At 44.1% G+C, this 18,956-nt stretch carries 16 protein-coding genes and 1 pseudogene; 9 read left to right on the top strand and 8 right to left on the bottom strand.

Annotation, left to right across the window (positions count from 1 at the left end):
- The first annotated feature begins 74 nt into the window (after positions 1-74).
- The gene (locus H5647_RS16865; RefSeq protein WP_045860219.1) at positions 75-1,319 is read left to right on the top strand and encodes a DDE-type integrase/transposase/recombinase; all 1,245 of its coding nucleotides are present in this window, start codon (positions 75-77) and stop codon (positions 1,317-1,319) included.
- Positions 1,316-2,122: an AAA family ATPase gene (locus tag H5647_RS16870; RefSeq protein ID WP_045860221.1), complete on the top strand. Its 807-nt coding sequence runs from the start codon at positions 1,316-1,318 to the stop codon at positions 2,120-2,122. The genes H5647_RS16865 and H5647_RS16870 overlap by 4 nt, the downstream gene beginning before the upstream one ends.
- A gap of 529 nt (positions 2,123-2,651) precedes the next feature.
- Here H5647_RS16870 and H5647_RS16875 read toward each other — a convergent pair.
- Together H5647_RS16875 and H5647_RS16880 are read right to left on the bottom strand one after the other, a co-directional pair.
- The gene (locus H5647_RS16875; RefSeq protein WP_045860223.1) at positions 2,652-2,933 is read right to left on the bottom strand and encodes a hypothetical protein; all 282 of its coding nucleotides are present in this window, start codon (positions 2,931-2,933) and stop codon (positions 2,652-2,654) included.
- A gap of 16 nt (positions 2,934-2,949) precedes the next feature.
- Positions 2,950-3,690: a polymorphic toxin-type HINT domain-containing protein gene (locus H5647_RS16880; protein WP_236075067.1), complete on the bottom strand. Its 741-nt coding sequence runs from the start codon at positions 3,688-3,690 to the stop codon at positions 2,950-2,952.
- Between the two features lie 95 nt (positions 3,691-3,785).
- Here H5647_RS16880 and istA point away from each other — a divergent pair, with 95 nt between their 5' ends.
- Both istA and istB read left to right on the top strand, forming a co-directional pair.
- The gene (gene istA, locus H5647_RS16885; protein WP_045856331.1) at positions 3,786-4,805 is read left to right on the top strand and encodes an IS21 family transposase; all 1,020 of its coding nucleotides are present in this window, start codon (positions 3,786-3,788) and stop codon (positions 4,803-4,805) included.
- Entirely contained in the window at positions 4,802-5,581 is a 780-nt protein-coding gene (gene istB, locus H5647_RS16890; RefSeq protein ID WP_045855575.1) for an IS21-like element helper ATPase IstB, read from the top strand. The genes istA and istB overlap by 4 nt, the downstream gene beginning before the upstream one ends.
- Before the next feature lie 16 nt (positions 5,582-5,597).
- Here the strand turns inward: istB and H5647_RS16895 are convergent.
- From H5647_RS16895 to H5647_RS16915, 5 genes and pseudogenes are all read right to left on the bottom strand, one after another.
- Positions 5,598-6,077, bottom strand: a pseudogene (locus H5647_RS16895) (RHS repeat-associated core domain-containing protein); the annotation flags it as partial.
- 237 nt (positions 6,078-6,314) lie between these two features.
- Positions 6,315-7,181: a hypothetical protein gene (locus tag H5647_RS16900; protein WP_162926427.1), complete on the bottom strand. Its 867-nt coding sequence runs from the start codon at positions 7,179-7,181 to the stop codon at positions 6,315-6,317.
- Between the two features lie 105 nt (positions 7,182-7,286).
- Positions 7,287-8,069 (bottom strand): hypothetical protein, encoded by a 783-nt coding sequence (locus H5647_RS16905; protein WP_200911598.1) that lies wholly within the window; start codon positions 8,067-8,069, stop codon positions 7,287-7,289.
- Positions 8,048-9,112 carry a helix-turn-helix domain-containing protein gene (locus tag H5647_RS16910; RefSeq protein ID WP_045860233.1) on the bottom strand — a complete coding sequence of 355 codons (1,065 nt, stop codon included), beginning with the start codon at positions 9,110-9,112 and terminating at the stop codon, positions 8,048-8,050. Before H5647_RS16910 ends, H5647_RS16905 begins: the two co-directional genes overlap by 22 nt.
- 175 nt (positions 9,113-9,287) lie before the next feature.
- Positions 9,288-9,542 carry a hypothetical protein gene (locus H5647_RS16915; protein WP_045860235.1) on the bottom strand — a complete coding sequence of 85 codons (255 nt, stop codon included), beginning with the start codon at positions 9,540-9,542 and terminating at the stop codon, positions 9,288-9,290.
- Positions 9,543-9,666: 124 nt separating this feature from the next.
- Between H5647_RS16915 and H5647_RS16920 the strand changes: the two genes are divergently transcribed.
- A protein-coding gene (locus H5647_RS16920) for an IS3 family transposase (protein WP_236074888.1) occupies positions 9,667-10,880 on the top strand; the annotation gives its coding sequence in 2 pieces (ribosomal slippage) (positions 9,667-9,916 and positions 9,916-10,880; 1,215 coding nt in all).
- On the opposite strand, the gene H5647_RS16925 is transcribed toward H5647_RS16920, so the two are convergent.
- Positions 10,870-12,837 carry a choice-of-anchor A family protein gene (locus tag H5647_RS16925; RefSeq protein ID WP_052692127.1) on the bottom strand — a complete coding sequence of 656 codons (1,968 nt, stop codon included), beginning with the start codon at positions 12,835-12,837 and terminating at the stop codon, positions 10,870-10,872. The genes H5647_RS16920 and H5647_RS16925 overlap by 11 nt on opposite strands.
- A gap of 1,076 nt (positions 12,838-13,913) precedes the next feature.
- Between H5647_RS16925 and speA the strand changes: the two genes are divergently transcribed.
- Genes speA through H5647_RS16945 form a run of 4 tightly spaced genes read left to right on the top strand, consistent with a single transcriptional unit; the run spans position 13,914 to position 18,956 of the window.
- Positions 13,914-15,833 carry a biosynthetic arginine decarboxylase gene (gene speA / locus H5647_RS16930; RefSeq protein WP_045860237.1) on the top strand — a complete coding sequence of 640 codons (1,920 nt, stop codon included), beginning with the start codon at positions 13,914-13,916 and terminating at the stop codon, positions 15,831-15,833.
- Between the two features lie 11 nt (positions 15,834-15,844).
- Complete coding sequence (locus tag H5647_RS16935) at positions 15,845-17,044, top strand: saccharopine dehydrogenase family protein (protein WP_045860239.1); 1,200 nt, start codon at positions 15,845-15,847, stop codon at positions 17,042-17,044.
- Entirely contained in the window at positions 17,045-18,235 is a 1,191-nt protein-coding gene (nspC, locus tag H5647_RS16940; protein ID WP_045860241.1) for a carboxynorspermidine decarboxylase, read from the top strand. It abuts the gene before it with no gap.
- A 37-nt stretch (positions 18,236-18,272) separates the two neighbouring features.
- Entirely contained in the window at positions 18,273-18,956 is a 684-nt protein-coding gene (locus H5647_RS16945; protein ID WP_045860242.1) for a GGDEF domain-containing protein, read from the top strand.

An 18,956-nucleotide genomic window follows, 5' to 3' on the forward strand; every position in this document is an offset into this window, starting at 1 on the left:
ACAGCTTAGGTCCTTCTGATCGAACAAGGATGCCGATATCGTCCGACGGAAGTTAACTCACCCAGGGACTAAAAATGACATCTTTTAAAAAACCGCCTTTAGAATTACGACTGCGCATACTCAGCGCCATTGATTACGCACCCGGTAACAGTATTCGAGCCCGAATACAGAGTGTGGCTGAACGCACATTTGTTGATGAGCAAACGGATAGCCGCTATCAGTTTACATGGCGAACCATCAGTACCTGGCTCTATCGGTTTAAAAAATATGGCGTCACGACGCTGGATAACAAAACGCGACGTGACAAAAACAGTTACCGTAAGGTGCAGGTGAATGAATTGGCTGAAGCCATTAATGAGGTCATTCCCTCCCTGAGTAAAAACAAGGTGGGCGTCATCCCCAAAATGACACTGTATCGGCAGTTGATGCAAAAGAACTACTTTGCGCGAAGCCAACTCTCACAAACCTCTTTTTATCGCATGGTGCGAGAGAATGATTTACTGAATTTCGAAACCACCAAAAAACTCCGGCATTCGTTTGCTATGCAGTTTGCCAACGAGCTTTGGCAAGCCGACACGATGTACGGCCCGTCAATCAAACAAGTCGATGGCTCGTGGAAAAAAACGTTTCTGATTGCTTTTATTGATGACGCAAGCAGGGTCATTACTCATGGCCAGTTCTTTTACAACGACAACACCGAGAATATGGTTGATGCGTTTCGAACTGCATTATTCAAACGCGGCAAACCCGACAGACTCTATTTTGATAATGGCTCCAACTACAAATCCAAAGAAATATTGCAGGCGTGCGTCAGGCTCGATATTTTACTCTCACACGCCCCCGTTCGCGATGGTGCGGCCAAGGGCAAAATCGAGCGCTTTTTCAGAGGTTTTCGTGATCGTTTTTTAGTCCAACATCTTGAATTCAAATCAATTGAAGCACTCAACGATCTTACCCATGACTGGATAGAAAACGAGTACAACCACCAAAAGCACAGCAGTATTCAGATGACACCCATTGATCGCTTTGCACTTGATCATAGCCGTATTCACTTCCTGGTCGATGACGAATATACGGAGGAAGTGTTTTTTGTCGAGGAAGTCCGCAAAGTCTCTAAAACAAATCTTTTCTCCATCAACTCAAGTAAGTGGGAATGCCCTGTTGATCTTCGCGAGAAGAAAATACAGGTGCGCTTTGACCGAAATAACAAGCAACGGTTTATTGTTTACTTTAATGATCAACGCATGGGTGAAGCCAGCCCGATCAACCTTGTCTATAACGCTAACCTGCGAAAGTCTCGTCAAGGAGAGGCTGAATGATAAAATCTATTCATGCGACCACAAAAGAACCGTTTAGCCGAACAAACCTGACCTTACTCAGCCAGCAAAAACAGATCTTCGACATTATTAAAATACATTCCCAACAAGGCGGATTTTCTGTTGTCATTGGTGAGCCTGGCGCCGGCAAAAGCGTCCTTAGGGAACACATTGAAACCCAGGAAAAAGAACGAGACATAACTGTTGTCTCCTGCTCAAGAACCCTGCATACTTATTGGAAAATTCTGGCGCAGCTCGCAGACTCTTTTAAAATTGAAGTACCGGAGAAGGCGCTTGAGAAAGAACTGATAAGGTGCGCATACAATCATATAAAAGACCGTAAAACGCTTTATATACTGATTGACGAAGCCCATTTACTGGATATGCAGGTACTGAGAAAGCTGCGATTATTGTTCGAGCGTTTTCCAAAAAAACATAACCTGGTATTATTCGGCCAGCGGGATTTATTGCATTATTTGTCACTCAATGTAAACAAGGACATCAAAAGCCGCATCACCTATTCCGCCAATATTAAACGGCAAAATGATGAGGACATGGAGCGCTACATTGTTAAAGAACTGGAAGCGGTAAGAATGGGCATCAACACCTTTAGCGAAGGCGCGACGGAACTTATCATACGAAGTGCTCAAGGCAATTTACGGTTGTGCCGAAACCTGTGTTACGGCAGTTTGATTGATGCAGCCAGAGAGGCACAGAAGATCGTGACCATCGCACACGTGAATAGCGTATTGGTTCAGCCACATTGGCGAAGTCATGAGGAGTTGATCAAGCAACAAATATCATAAGTTTTAAGCTATCGAAAATACTTAACCAGCCGAAACCATCATAACAGGTGGTTTCGGCTTTTTTATTTAAATCTTATGATGGTAATTTTTATAACGCAGTTTGGTAAATCGTTAGATTTTAATTTGGGAAAGGGGAAAATAGTTGTGATGGGAGCGTGGTAAAACCATCATAAAATGTCCGAATTTTATGATGGTTAATTTGGGAAAAAGTACGATGGAAAAGTGGACGGCTACAAGTAAACAGAAATTCATTAGTGATATGCTTGATGCTCTGATTAAACAGCAACAAGCATCTTAAACTAAAAAGCCCCAGTCAATGACTAGGGCTGTGAGAATAACAGCTAAGAAACAAACGAAAGCAAGCGACTAAATTGATCATTTAAACTCCAATACGACTCCTTAAGTCAAAAAAGCCCCAGTCAAGGACTAGGGCTTTAAGAATAACAGCTAAAAAATAGCTGAAAGCAAGCGACTAAAGGAAAAGAAAAGAGTTGATCATTTAAAATCCAATACGACCCCTTAAGTCCATTTAAAATCCAATACGACCCCTTATTTTCCTAATCACCACATCAACCTTCAGGTCTTCCTCTCCCTGTATAAAATCATTTGATTTTTCATCCCAAAAATCAAATTTAATTGTGCACACACTTTCATTTATCTCAATAAAAACATCATCACCTTCACTCTGAAAGCCTATATCTTTTTTGTCTCCTCTTTCAAAACTGTCTACCTCCTTTCTAACAAATGAAGCATATTTTTCCTCGGAGAACTCCGCCAACAATATATTTAAGGCTTTTTCTGCATTATTCATAGAAACTCACAAATCATTATCTCTTAATATTAGGGAAAGCAGTGTCTACAAACAAGCCTCCCTTGCCATTTGATACAATCCTTAATTCTATTTTAAAGCCATAAGGTGAGTCGACTATATGACGTCCCTTCCCTAAACCTTTTATTGCAACCTGGCTAATGTACACCTCATTAATCACATTTTTTATTTTCTCGCCAGACCATGAGTTAGGCCAGAAAGTACTAGCTTTAGGCTTCCCTCCAGGAGCCTGAACCAACAAACGATAAGGCATATTAGATGAGCTAGGCTTCTCTAATACTTTAATTATTTTATAGCCTCCTGACTGATTAACACCATTAGGTCGATGGTGCCACCCACCACCCTTTGTTCCTCGAAGAATATGATCCATATCTATTCCGTTAAGAGGCTTACAATTATGACTCAATACCCCACTCTCACCAACATAGTAGGTATGGTCATTATTCACAGTCAGGTTATAAACTCTAGCCTGTTGACTGTAAAGACTTATCCCCTCAATACCAAGTGGGCTACGCACTAAATCAAGCAGCACTTGTTCCGTGGTTAAATCACCCGCATCCATCCACTCTTTTTCGTTGGGTAAGTAGAATGGGTGGCCATCCGTTGCGGTAATCACTTCGCCTGTGGCTAGCGTAATATCCACCAACTCTTTTGTTCCCTCTCCTTGAATTAGGTGAACAACCTCTTGAAGCGTCTTCTCGCCCGTCTCTTCGTTATACGCCCAAACTTTATCGCCTATTTGTTAACGCCAATGTAAAAATGACCCACTAACGCCAAACGAAAATTGACCCACCTGAGGCACTATAGCCGCCGGATTAATAGCTAGGCGGTGACATGATTACTCAGGAGATATTAGTGGATATTCACGTATTACATAGGCAAGGGCTTGGCATTCGCGCGATTGCAAAAAAGCTCAACCTTTCCAGAAATACCGTGCGAAGCTACCTTCGTGCACCAGCTAAAACACCAACATATTCGGAGCGAGAGCAGCGCCCTTCGATCCTAGATCCTTACAAGCCGTATTTGCTCGAACGTATTGAGGCAGCTAAGCCGCACTGGATACCTGCGACTGTTTTGCATAGAGAGATTCGTGAACGAGGGTACACGGGTGGCGTATCAACGATTAAGGTGTTTGTTCATGCGTTCAAACCCTCGGTTAATGACCCTGTCGTGCGATTCGAAACCGAACCTGGCGAGCAAATGCAGGTCGACTTTACGATCATTCGCCGAGGCCGAAATGCGCTTAAAGCCTTTGTCGCTACAATGGGGTTTAGCCGAGGCACTTACGTAAAGTTCTCTAGTTCTGAAAACCAGCAAGATTGGCTTGAAGGCATCAAGGGTGCGCTAGAATACTTTGGTGGTGTACCAAAGGAGATACTCTTCGATAACGCCAAGTCCATCATGATTCAGCGCGATGCGTACGGCAACGGTAAGCACCAATGGAATGCTCAATTACTAGATCAGGCAAACACCTATGGTTACCGACCTCGGGCTTGCCGACCGTACAGAGCTAAAACCAAAGGTAAGGTTGAACGCTTCAACTCTTATCTTAAGCAGTGTTTTGTCACACCGTTGTCTGCCACATTAAAGCAAGCTGGCCTGACTCTGAATGTTGAGGCCGCAAATGCCCATATAGGCACTTGGCTAAATGACGTAGCTCATCAGCGGACGCACGGCACAACTAATGTTAAACCCCAAATACGTATGGATAAAGAGCTGCAATATCTACAGCCGCTGCCATCTGAATACAAGACAGTAGATTCACCGGTTATTACAACTATACGACCACTTCCGGTAGAAAGCTTCCAGCACCCGCTGGACGTCTACGATCAACTGCTTGAGGTGGCTCAATGAACATTCAACACGAACGCATACGCAGTGCTTGCACGCAGCTAAAGTTGGAATCAATGGCCAGAGAGTGGTCGGCGCTAGCCGATAAAGCCAGCTCAACTGAGCAAACCCTAGCAGACTTCTTTGAGCAATTACTGCGCACCGAGCTAGATGCAAAAGCTGAACGTACGCAAGCGACATTACTAAAGTTTGCTGGTTTGCCAGCCCAAAAGCGCATAGAAGATTACGACTTCAAGTTTGCCTCAGGAGCCCCCAAAAAACAGATTCAGGAACTTGCTGGATTAGGTTTTTTAGAGCGGACAGAGAATGTGGTGTTACTTGGTCCAAGTGGTGTAGGAAAGAGCCATCTTGCAATCGCTTTGGCCTATAAAGCCATTTTGACGGGTCACAAAACGCGCTTTATAACCGCTGCCGACTTAATGTTGCAGCTTTCCACAGCAAAAGCGCAAGGCCGACTTGATGGTTATCTTAAGCGAAATATTATTGGGCCGAAATTAATGATCATTGATGAGATTGGCTATCTACCCTTTGGGCGAGAGGAGGCGAATTTATTCTTCAATGTCATAGCAAAACGTTACGAAAAAGGCAGCATTATCGTCACCAGCAATCTGCCGTTCTCACAATGGTCAAATGCCTTTGCTGACGATACAACACTAACCGCAGCACTACTCGATCGGCTACTGCATCACGCACACATTGTACAAATATCGGGAGAAAGCTATCGGCTAAAAAACAAAAAGCATGCGGGCATCGCCCCGCCACAATCGATCAATAATTAAACGGGGTGGGTCAGTTTTACTTTGGCGATAATCGGTAAAAGTGGGTCAGTTTTAAGCTGGCGTTGACACCTATTTGAATATCCTTAATGGCAACCAAACCAAACTCGGCAGCGACTAAGGTTTCACCATCAAAACTATTCCCGCAGGCTTTTCTAAACTTACTGGATAGAAGCCTTAATAATTTAAACGCTGCTGGACCACCCATTGAAGCAATCCCGATTAACGCATTAGCACCCGCATTATTGGCTGCATTTTCTGGGTCCAGTGCTATATCCAGCACACTCATACCGATGTTGATTTGAATGTTAGACAAGGTTGAGCGAATATTGCTTGCTGCGGCGAAACTCCCCAGCCCAAAATTCCCTGTCGGATCGGTATAAGTCACCGGATCGGCATTACCATAAATATACTTATGCAAGGTGATCGGGTCTTGATTATTCCCCGCGTAAGTATCCATTTGCGTAAACCGACCCACACCCTGATCGTAATACCTCGCCCTTAGGTAGTATCAGATACACTTGGGCCAGTATTCCGGTCTATCTTGCTAAGTATTACCTCCCATCGAACAGTCTCATATTTTCAGATTCCACTAAGAATTAAATACAACAATATCGATTACTATTTGTAGTTTTTACAACCCTATGTCAAATCGGATAATCATCAACCAGAATAGCAATCATTGCAGGATGGTTTACCTGTAAAGACCACCATGAACGCTCACCTCTAGTCTGTTTCATAAATTCACCAAGAGCAAAAACTCGGTATTCTTGACGGCTATTTTTTTTATCAATTTATTTAATTTAGTATGTAAAGATGTCCCTGACGCCCTCTCATTAAGAGCTTGGTTAGTCACCCAAACCCAAAAAGGAAATCCGGTCAAATGAGGCTCCGGCAAAACCAGTGTAATCCCGGTTCGCCCCTGCACCACGTCCTTCAAGATTCCCGAATATATTCGTTCACCCAACCCATCAATTTCCCGCTTTTTATAAAATACTAAGGGGACGAGAGCCGAGAAGTAACTTCCGCCAACATTCCACGGCGCATCAAGGGGAGTAGACCTTCGCTCCCGAACGGTCATGGACAACCAATCTTCTGCGAATCGTTTAACCAAACTCGACTGCCCCTGACTTGGCTTATTTGAAGTAACGCCGCTCACCTTTCCTCGTCCGCTGCCAGAATCACCCTCTGACGAAGCTGGAGCGTCAATAGGCTCTTGGCTTCCGCTTGAACCTGATTGTGAACGAGGATCTATCCACTTTGTTCGATACTTACTCTTCTTCTCTTTCGGTGCAATTGAGCCAGACTCAGATTGATGTAACTCTTTTGGTTTTGGCTGTCGATCACATCCGACAATGTGTGAATTGGGCTTTGCAGCGAAATATGAACTTGGACTTCGCTTTCGGTTTAATCGTTTTTTTTGGGTTATAACGGCAGTTACAGATACACCACATGAAGAGTTTGCACATACAAAGCTGTTTACTTTTGCAGCTTGAGTTGTTGCATAACAATTTTCAATTTCATCTATTGATACTAGGTCGTACGGGTTTTTTCCTAACCTATTATCAACATTGAGAATTACAGCTTGTTCATGTGCAGACATTATATTTTTACCCTCACACATCCATTTTATTCATTAAGGCTCTAATTAATGGGAGGCTCATGCTATTCATTACCTTCTGTTGAAGTGACGAAATAAATTTTCCTACTATGAAGTCTCATCTAACTGATAGATAGTACGTAAATTTTTTAGCGTGTCGTCAAGGCTGCTAGCAACACCAAAATTCTTAAGATTTACCCCTTCTTCTTTACTCATAGACAAAAGGAACTGTTCCATGTCCTGCTTGATAGAGTCCGGCAACTCAACTCTCTGGGTGGGAGTAAGCAATACCGACAACCGAAAAACATCATTACGGTGTTTTTTAATTGCTCTACTATCTATTCCTTGCCCATCTTGTTTACGCTCAGTTAAATCAAGCCATGCTTTAGCTTTAAACGGCAGAATAAACTCGGAGCCCAATACCGGCACATTCTCAATCAAAATTTTGCCATTCTGAATACATTCGTAGTAATCCTCATCCAATAAAATGGCTGACAGACTTGATATTTCCTCATCCGCGGGAATGGGGGTTAAATGTGCATCATCTGATATTTCCAGTTGATCTGGCGCTCTGGAAAATAGCTCCAGCATAAAAGGATATCCTTCAGTCGCAGGCTTATCGAACCTGTAAAACTGTTTATCTCCCGTGCTTTTTTGCTGATTCTGATAGTTACCAGCTTTGATAAACTCCCAGAAATGAGTAATGAACGCCGAATCCAAGGCTTCCGCACACAACACAATATCTAGGTCTTTGGTAGCTCTGAAATCTACACCAGCTTCTTCCATAGCAAGATAACAAGCAACACCTCCAATCAGAACATAGCAGCCTTGAAAATCTTTAAAGTGATCTCTGAAAACATCGAGGCCTTTTACCATTGCAATGTACTCCATACCTGTTCCAATAAAGACTCACAGGCAATCTCTATACGCTCATCAGTGTTGGCCTCAAAACTCAGCCAGAGAGAAAGCGGGTCAACCCCAGACTTACTGATCGTAATTACACTCGGATTGTATGCCCAAAGCTCCAGCTCCATGACCTCTCGATCTTTGCGAAGGTGGCTCGTTTCACCAGAAGACTTGCTAGACAATACTTGTACATCCTTACTCTTACATAAGGTAGGCCAGGTGTCTGAAGCAATGGCCCATTGGCTGATTTGGGTATCAGCTAAATCCGTGTAATGAGCCAAAGCTGATTCTCCGGCCATACGCGGCTCGAAATTGGCGGAAATCAATTTCCAGTCTCGCTGAACGGCCCAAATCCGTTTGGTCACCGGGCTTTGTAACGCCGGCCGCACGGATTCCCATAAAGAACGGCCACTTTGTGAAAAACTCAGGTGTTTTTCACGACCTACTTTTTCAGCCGTAGCGAATTGATGCTCAGTCAACTCATTGATGGCCCGAGTGATAGTCATAGAGCTATAGCCCAAGACTTGGGCCAAATCTTTGGCTGGCTTACCGGAGCAATCATGCGTCAGTATCTCTCGTAGTAGTAACGCCTGTGCTGGATAGCTGAGGTGCGTTACCCTAGGCTGCTTGCCAGGCTTGAAATATTCACGTAAATCCACACCAAATGTAGGCAAGTAAAGCTGGTTGCCTGGCACAAGAAAGGGTACCCGATGCTCTATCAACCTTCTACGATTGTAAGAGCTAACCACCTCGATCACATAAATCACATCCCCCTTGTATAGTTTGCTCACTACCTGCCAGTGTTTACGTACCACCGCGGGAGTTTCGCCTTCCAGTGAAATGGCCTGCATCAGCAGGCAAGACCGTCCAAACAATTTGCCTTGGTGGTAGGTGTAGGGCGTCTGAAGATAAAAAGGCAGCTGGTTAACTTCCGTCCAAGGCCTTACCCATGCGTCACCACAAACGTCGCTGCCAAGAATATCCAGCAGGTACTGTTTGACTTTGGTGAGTAATGTGACTGATGTCATGCTAAGAGGCACTCAATTGATAACGAAGTTACTGCACGATAACATTGTCAATGTTATCGTGCAACATGCATGTTATTATCTTAAGCTCAATACCCAATCAAATTGAGAAGCAATTCATTCAGCTTCTCATTTTTGGTCTTTTTTGAGAAGAACACTCTAAATGAGCTATTTTTACTTACTCCTCATTTGATCGCTTTTTATTCATAAGCATAAGCATTTCATATGCATCATGAGCATTCATTGCATTAACCAGAATGATCAAAGTATCTTTAATAGCTTCTGAATGTAGTTTCAAGATGACGCCTTCAAGCCGTGATTGTTTTGAGTTTTTCCATTCCCCATAGTGAACAACAAACAGTACTCGAGCATCGGAAAAGGCACAGTCATACCCAAAATAATACAGCTCCTCTTCGATTCTAAATCTCGACAACCTCGAGCAGTATTCTTTAACTTCCCCCTCGACCTCTAACTGGTTCTCGTATGAAAATGTACTGGTCTAATAGCACCGGACACTTTAATGAGAGACAATATTAGTCAACAATTAAGGTGTCATTATGAGTCAGAAGCGTACTTACAAGCAGTACCCGAAAGAGTTTAAGGAAGAGGCCGTTGCGCTTGTTCGAGAACAAGGCTATTCCGTTCCTGAGGCCGCTAAATCGTTGGGTATCGCAACCAACATGCTCTACAAATGGAAAGAAAAGGTGGAGTCTAGTGAGGCAGGTGAAGTGCTGGCCGAGGATGAGAGAGTCGAGCTTAAGCGCTTGCGCAAGGAAAACAAAGAGCTGCGCATGGAGAAAGAGATTTTAAAAAAGGCCAGTGCCTTCTTTGCGAAAGAAATGAAGTAAAGTACGATTTCATTCAGACTGAATCACCTCGCTTTCCTGTAGTTATGTTGTGTCGCGTGATGGGCGTTGGGAAAACGTCCTATTACGATTGGCTTAAGCGCCCAGGCACAGTGATAACAAGCGATACCTTGCACCTACACCGTAGGATGAAGTGGCTTTTCGAGCAGAGTCGCAATAGCCTGGGTAGTCGCGAGATGATGAAGAAATTACGCGAAGAAGGCTTTCAGATTGGTCGTTATCGGGTTCGTAACTTGATGCGCAAGCTTGGCTTAAGGGTCACTCAGCGAACCGCCTATAAAGTGACAACTAAACGCAAAACCTCGGATGCCGTAGCCGACAACTTGCTGAATCAGAATTTTAACCCAGTGGGGCCGAATCAAATTTGGGCGGGCGATGTCACTTACCTGAAGACCGGCGAAGGTTGGATGTATTTGGCGATTGTTATGGATTTGTACTCGCGTCGAATTGTTGGTTGGTACATTGATAAGCGCATGACAACTAATTTAGTGAGCAAGGCCCTGATAAAGGCCTACAACCTAAGACAGCCGCCTAAAAGCTTAGTTTTTCATAGCGATAGAGGCTCACAATATACCAGTAAGCGCTATCGAAAACTTCTAGCGGCTTACGATATGCGGGCGAGTATGGGAGACGTTGGTGCCTGTTGGGATAATGCGGTTGTTGAACGCTTCTTCGGAAGCCTTAAACACGATTGGATATTTAAGATTGCGCAGCCGACAAGAGCGCACATGAAGACTGACGTGGGCAAATATATGCGCTACTACAATGTACATCGTTTTCATTCGGCGAATGAAGATTTATCGCCAATAAAATACGAAGAATCCAAGTATGTGCTGCAAAATGGAAGAGTCGGTTCTGCTCGAATAGAGCAGGTTCGACACTTCGATTCTGCAGTCAACAAGTGAAGCGCGTTAGCAGGGAATTTATAAAAAATAGGTGTCCGGTTTTACTTGACCAGAACATATATCTAAAGTTGGGAAAAGTACCTAAAAGTTCGCCATTCTCAGGAAAGGTTTCAACAATAAAGGTAATCAGATCACCATCGGGGTCAGCGACAGGAAAACCTATCTCTATAACGTCGTCTTCGATCATCTCAAAATTTACGCTAACAGAAGAAGGAGGCTCATTTACACTTACAACTGTCAGCAAAAATCCCTGTAAAACACTCAATCCTTCTAGATCTCTTACAGAAACCAACACATCATGATAGCCTATATCCTCCATAGACGGCTGCCATCGAATAATCCCAGTACTCGCATCTAATGACATACTTTCCGGGCCGTTCATAAGCGTATAAACAAGCAAATCATCAATATCATCAATAGCAACTATTTCGTAGTCATACACAACTATTTCGTAGTCATACACAACCTTTTCTAAAACACTTAGCTGCGGCGAGGAAGTGATTATTGGTGCTTGATTGACATTTGTTACTGTGACATTAAGATATAATTCAACGCTAAATTCTCCGTCACTAACCGATATTACAATATCCGAATACTCTCCTGAATCTGAAAGACTAGGCGATAAAATTAATTCATTCCCAGTCAATATCGCAAAGGATGGAAGAGACACTTCCCTATACGTCAATACATCGTGTTCTGCATCACTGGCTGATATCAGTAGGGTCACTTCTTGCCCCTCCTGAATCACCACGAGCTCAACTTCTTCGACGATAGGGCTAGTATTTCTTGCTCGCACAACAATTGTAAATTCTTGATTAACAGTTGAGAATCCATCGGTCAAAGCAAGAATAACACGGTGTTCTCCAGCCTGTGAGCTAGATGGAACCCATTCCAATATTCTCTCATCAAACTGCATACCAAGCGGTGCATCGACTAATTCTAAAATTAAGTGATCGCTATCCTGGTCAAAAGCCTCTATGGTATAGCTATAAGGTTCAAGCGTAAAAGCTTCAAGGTTCGGCAAAGAAACAAATGCTGGAGGAAAAAACTGGGGCTCTTCTTCAGCACTTAAATCCCCCACAAACGGAACATGGTGCAATTCCATCGGGCCTGACCAAGATTTTGCAATAACGGTTCCATTGACCGCACCTCTTGGATTAACCACGTTAGCTTTTGGTGCCAGTATCGTCCCTTCAACGCCAACCCATGTAAGTTCCAGCGTCGAGGCATCATGGAAGTTATAAAGGGTACGCGAGGCCCTTTTACTTAAATGAGCCAATCCAATATTCTTAAATCCGGCACTCGGCCCACTTATATTTAAAATCAACGTAGCATCGTCAGAAATGCAAGATAATACTAGACTGCTAGCATTGAGCATTTCTTGGCCGTTAATGTGAAATACCTGAGGCTCACTCTCACAATTTCCGCTTAGATATACGCCACCCCATTTATACTCAACATCGCCCGTACCCTTCAATTCGCTTAGCTTCAGCGAGACATCTAGCAACCCCTGAAATACACTTTCAAAGTCAATGGGAAGCAACTGATCGCCTAAAATTAACGCACCTTCTTCTAGTGAATTTGAAACGTTCTCTGAAATTGAAGACACGTCTCCACCGGCAATAACTCCGCCCGTGAAGATCTGACCATTTATATAGTCCACGGACCCGCCCGCTACAATAGAGTAATCGGTTTCGGAGGGCTCTATAGCGCTCGCAACGCCGTAACTTCTAAGATAAACATTTCCACCTACGGCCATACGCCCTTGTACATCACTCGATTCAGCAGAAAAATCATCCAGAACAAAAGCATTATATTTCAGCGCCAAATGTAACAATTCATTAGCCATTACATTTGGCGCTAAACAAATAAAGAATAAACTGGTGACGAGGAATTTAAATAATTGATAAAATAAATATGAAGGTATGAATTTAGAGCAATAAATTTTAGTTAACACGTTATCCTCGCTTAAATATAAGAGTGCTGCCTAGCCGTCTAGACGAAAAATCCTTTTCAGCTATACCTATGCAAAATACTAATTCGGCGATGGTACGTCACCACCAAAATTAATGCACCCAATAAACAGACTATTAACATAAACAATGACGAAAAATAGATAAAACCATTAACCTCAAAATATACACCTAAAAATTATTGGCATAACTTCCGTAGCAATCAATTGAATAGTTAATCTTTGTGTTTTTTATAACCGCAATACTCGACTTTTTATGCTTTATTGAATTAATTGCCTCCAACATAATCAATAACTTTACGGTAAGTTAAAAGCCACCTAACTTAGCCCAATTGCTTTCCTTTCGACATATACAGAAAAACAACACCCTTGACCTTTTGGGTATGCACGGATAATTTGATTCTCTTCAACGCTATGGCATTGCGCCCAAAGCGAGCGCGGCAACACTGGCGCGCTTACGAATACCCTTGGCTTATAAGCTTACCCTGCCACCCGCCAAACACTTTTTAACGGCGGCGAAAGAAACCGCAACTTCTGGACAGGATTGCCGCACGGTTTATCGGTAATTGAGAGTGCCGTGTAGGCACTCTTATCGGCCTGGGAAAGGCTGCCCTTGTTGCCGCAATAGCGATTAGCCTCCCTCAACGCCAATCGGTGAATACCTCCACAAAAAATTTTGGCCCGTGAGCAAGGCTGTTCGCTTGATACCAACGCTATGTCATTAGTTACTAGACGCCACTTAGGGTTCTTGGATGCTATCCGTCGCTCAATTGTCCTAGCGCGACAAACAGATCAACGAGCGTAGCAACATAGGCATTGCAGAACCACTTGCACCGCTTTTAGGGGGTTCCAAGAATATTGAAGCACCGGCTACAATTTAGGTGCACATAGGCCGTTTTCAGGCTAGAATTCGCTCCCTCAATGCAGCTCCAACCTCTTTGGAGCCTTGGCTATACTGGCCTGACCGCACCCAACACCTTTCCGTACGCGCTTCTTCGCTATAGCGGGCTAAGGTTAATGCTATCAGGTTTGAATCTTTACTTTTCAAGAGCATCACTTCGTTGAATAAAATTGTTAATTCCAGCTGGACGCCTGATGATTCAGCCGAACTTTACGGTGTCCGAGATTGGGGCGTTGGTTACTATGACGTCTCTGACAAAGGCCTTCTCACCGTTTCGACAGGTGACCCCGATTCACCCGTAACAGCACCGCTGCTGAATATAGTGCAGGACATTCGTGAGCGAGGCTTAGATGCCCCGGTACTTATTCGGTTTGAAGATATTTTGGAGCAGCAAATTGGCAGGCTCAATATTGCCTTTAAAACGGCAATCGATAGCGCCGGCTATAACGGCCAGTACCGTGGTGTTTTTCCTATTAAGGTGAATCAGCAATGCCATGTAATTGAAGAAATCGCTACGGTTGGCGCTCAGTACGGGCACGGCTTAGAAGCCGGCTCCAAGCCAGAGCTTATTATTGCGCTTGCACATTTAGAGTCGCCAGACGCTCATATTATTTGTAATGGATACAAAGATCAGGAGTTTATTGACCTAGGCTTGCAGGCAACAAAAATGGGTTACAGCTGTTTCTTTGTTATTGAAACACCGAGCGAGCTGCCCATTCTTCTCGAGCGCAGCCGTGCACTTAACATTAAGCCCCTGATTGGGGTGCGAGTTAAGTTAGCCTCCGTTGTTGGCGGGCATTGGAATGCCACGAGTGGCGATCGCAGTATTTTCGGTTTATCCATCGCACAACTCATTGAAATGATCGACACTTTAAGAGAAGAGGCAATGCTCGATTGCCTTCAATTACTGCACTACCACTTAGGCTCGCAAATCCCTAATATTAGAGATATTCGCTCAGGTGTAGTTGAAGCCTGCCAGGTGTACATGGAGTTATTACGCGAAGGCGCCGACATGCAGTTTCTAGATCTCGGTGGCGGCCTAGCGGTGGATTATGACGGTAGCAAAACCAACCATATCCATTCCAAAAACTACACGGTAGATGAATACTGTGCAGATATCATCGATGTTGTGATGAGCACTCTAGACCCCGAGGGTATCGAACACCCCACCATCATTACCGAATCGGGGCGCGCTACCATCGCCTACTCCTCGGTACTTATTTTTAATGTATTGGATGTTGCCAGTTCAGCACCCGGTGCTATTCCCGACAGTATCCCAGAAGACGAACATCCGCTGCTGCACAGCATGAAAGAGACGCTCAATAATCTTTGCGAGAAAAACATGCAGGAATGCTATAACGATGCGGTGTTCTACCGAGATGAAGTGCGCGATATTTTTAAACGCGGCCAAATTGGCTTACGTTCACGGTCACTCGCCGAGAATCTATTTCTGTTAGTGATGAATAACATTTTAGCGCTGTCAGAAACTGCTGCACGCCCATTGCAAGAAATCGACATTTTACGCGAGCAATTATCCGATATCTATTACGGAAACTTTAGTTTATTTCAGTCGCTACCCGATGTATGGGCTATTGATCAAATATTCCCAATTGCACCTATTCATAGGCTAGATGAACGGCCAACACGCGAAGCCATTATTGCCGACATTACCTGTGACTGCGACGGTAAGATTGATCGTTTCACTAATATGCACGAAACCAAAAAAACCATTGGCCTTCATCCCCTAAAAGACGATGAAGACTATTTTATTGGTGTCTTTTTAGTAGGCGCTTACCAAGAAACTCTCGGTGATTTACATAATTTATTTGGCGACCCCAATGTCGTTAGCGTGCGTTTACATACCGATGGCTCCTACGAATTTGCAGATGAAATTGAGGGCGACAGTATTAGCGATGTACTGAGCTATGTAGAGTATCAGCCGCAACAGCTACGTGAACGCTTTAGGAAAATTGCCGAGCGCTCCGTACGCCAAGGGCAGATCACCGCTTCTGAGCGACAAACCATTATGAAGGCCTTTTCTGCAAGCATGCAGGGCTACACTTATTACGAGAAAGATTAAGGAACTTACCCATGAGTAAAGTCATTATTGTTGGAGCAGGCGGTGTTGGTGGTGTTGTCACTCATAAATGCGCACAACTACCAGAAGTATTCACTGATATAATTCTGGTCAGCCGCAACGAAGCAAAGTGTAAAGCCATTGCGGCGCAAATAGAGCGCCCCATTCGAACCGCGCAAGTCGACGCCGACAATGTGCCGCAAATGACGGCACTGCTCGAACAAGAAAAGCCCGATCTAGTGATTAATGTCGCGCTGCCCTACCAAGACCTACACATTATGGATGCGTGCCTGAACGCCGGCGTAGACTACCTCGATACCGCCAATTACGAGCCTCCTGAAGAAGCAAAATTTGAGTACAAATGGCAATGGGCCTACCAAGATAAATTCGTTTCCCAACGCCGCATGGCATTGTTAGGCAGCGGTTTTGACCCCGGTGTAACAAACGTTTACACGGCCTATATTCGTAAACATTACCTCGATGAAATTCACGAACTCGATATCATCGACTGTAATGCGGGCGATCACGGCCAACCATTCGCAACCAATTTTAATCCCGAAATTAATATTCGAGAAGTCACTGCGAAAGGCCGTTATTGGGAAAATGCCCAATGGCAAGAAACGGATCCGCTCTCAGTAAAAGATACCTACGATTTCCCCGAAGGTATTGGCCCAAAAGATATGTACCTTATGTATCACGAGGAACTGGAATCTCTCACCAAGCATTTTCCCGAAATTAAACGTGCTCGCTTTTGGATGACTTTTTCTGAAAATTATTTAAAACATTTAGAAGTGCTTCAAAATATAGGCATGACCGGTATAGAGCCGGTAAATTATAACGGTACCGAAATTGTACCCTTACAATTTTTAAAGGCGGTACTACCAGACCCTTCTAGCCTAGGCCCTTTAACGAAAGGCCTTACCTGCATAGGCTGCGTTGCAAAGGGCATTAAAAACGGTAAAGAAAAAATCGTGTATATTTACAACATTTGTGACCATGAGAAATGCTATGAAGAAGTTCAATCACAAGCTATTTCTTATACCACGGGTGTGCCCGCTATGATTGGCGCAAAAATGATACTAGAAGGCAAATGGAAAGCGGACGGTGTGTGGAATATGGAACAATTTGACCCTGACCCCTTTATGGAAGACCTTAACCAATACGGTCTCCCTTGGACAGTCGTTGAACTCGACACTACAGGACTCGCCAGCTAAATGAGCCCATTATCACCTGCTAAAAACGAGCCGTCATTCGGCTCGTTTGACCCCTCTCGCGTTCCTAGCCCCTGCTATGTCGTGGATGAAGCCAAAATTGAAGCCAATTTAAAGATTATTGACTATGTGCAGGCCGCGAGTGGCGCGAAGATATTACTCGCGCTAAAAGCCTTTTCTATGTTTTCGCTTGCTCCGCTCCTTATGCGCTACTTAAAAGGCGTATGTGCCAGCGGCCTGAACGAAGCCAAACTTGGGCGAGAAGAATTCAATAATGAAGTACACACCTATTGTGCCGCCATTCGACCCCATGAATTTGACGAGTTATTAACGCTCTCAGATCATTTCATTTTTAATTCTGTTAGCCAGTGGCATCACTACCGTGAACGCGCATTAGCTTATCGTGAAAAAAGTGGGCGTACACTTGAGTTTGGTGTTCGCATTAACCCCGAACATTCGGAAGGCGAAACAGCACTATACGATCCCTGTGCGCCCTGCTCACGCATGGGTATTCGAGCCGAGGATTTCAGCCAGCTTAATCTCGAAGGCATTAGCGGTTTACATTTTCACACCCTTTGCGAACAAGAATTTGCACCGCTGGCCCGTACTCTCGATGCGGTTGAGAAAAAATTTGGTGAAACCCTACACCGCTTAAAGTGGGTAAATTTTGGTGGCGGCCATCACATTACACGTGCAGGCTATGATGTTGACGCACTTATTGAGCGAATTAAACATTTCCAAAGCACTTACAATGTACAAATTTATTTAGAACCAGGAGAAGCAATTGCACTCGATGCCGGTGTACTTGTAACCGAAGTTTTAGATACACTCCATAACACGATGGATCTCGCGATATTGGATGCCTCTGCAACCTGCCATATGCCTGATGTTATTGAAATGCCGTATCGCCCAAGACTCACGGGTGCCGGCGAGCCCAGTGAAAAAGAACATACGGTACGCCTAGGAGGCCCAAGCTGTCTTGCGGGAGACGTAATAGGAGACTATAGCTTTGACCAGCCGCTGGAGATTGGCCAACGCCTATTATTTGAAGATATGGCTATTTATACTATGGTCAAAAACACAACATTTAACGGTATAAACTTACCCTCTATTGCGGTCTGGAATAGCGACAATAATGCACTAAAAATAATAAAACATTTTGGCTATACCGACTTCAAACAACGCTTATCCTAACCTTTTTCTCATAAAGAATAACGCATGAAAACGAGCTATGAAAAATAATAATAGCACTGAAACGCCCGTACAATGCCCTAATGGTACAGACCTTTGCACGCTCGCTGAAGAAGTTACCACGTTGCGCGCCACCGTGACTCGCCTGGAGCAAGAAGCGCACACCGATAGCCTAACAGGGCTATACAATAATCGTCATTTCCAACAGGTACTACGACAAGAAATTGAACGAACTCAACGCACAGGGCAACCCACAACATTAATATTAGTTGATCTTGATCACTTTAAAAAAATTAACGATACGTGGGGCCATGTGGCTGGCGATAAAGTATTACAAAAAATCGCCAGTATTTTTACCGAATCTCTTCGTAAACTCGATATACCCTGCCGTTACGGTGGAGAAGAGTTTGCGATTTTACTTCCTTCCACGCCCATACTGGTCGCGGTACAAGTGGCGGAGCGCCTGCGATTTAAAATACAAGACAGTACTTTTATGCATGGCGAACAAATAATTCCTGTTACTGCCAGCATGGGTCTCGATAGTTTTACAGAAAAGCACCCGCCTTCGCCGTTGGATTTTGTAGAGCGTGTCGATCATTGGCTTTATCACGCAAAAAATAGTGGTAGAAATTGTATTCGCCACGGCACAATACTCCACCGAGAAGCCCTTTCGGTAAGCGCCTCCGAAAAAGAAGCTTTACATCAACCGTTAGATAAGAAATAG

It is taken from the genome of Teredinibacter purpureus, assembly GCF_014217335.1.
GTDB classification, from domain to species: domain Bacteria; phylum Pseudomonadota; class Gammaproteobacteria; order Pseudomonadales; family Cellvibrionaceae; genus Teredinibacter; species Teredinibacter purpureus.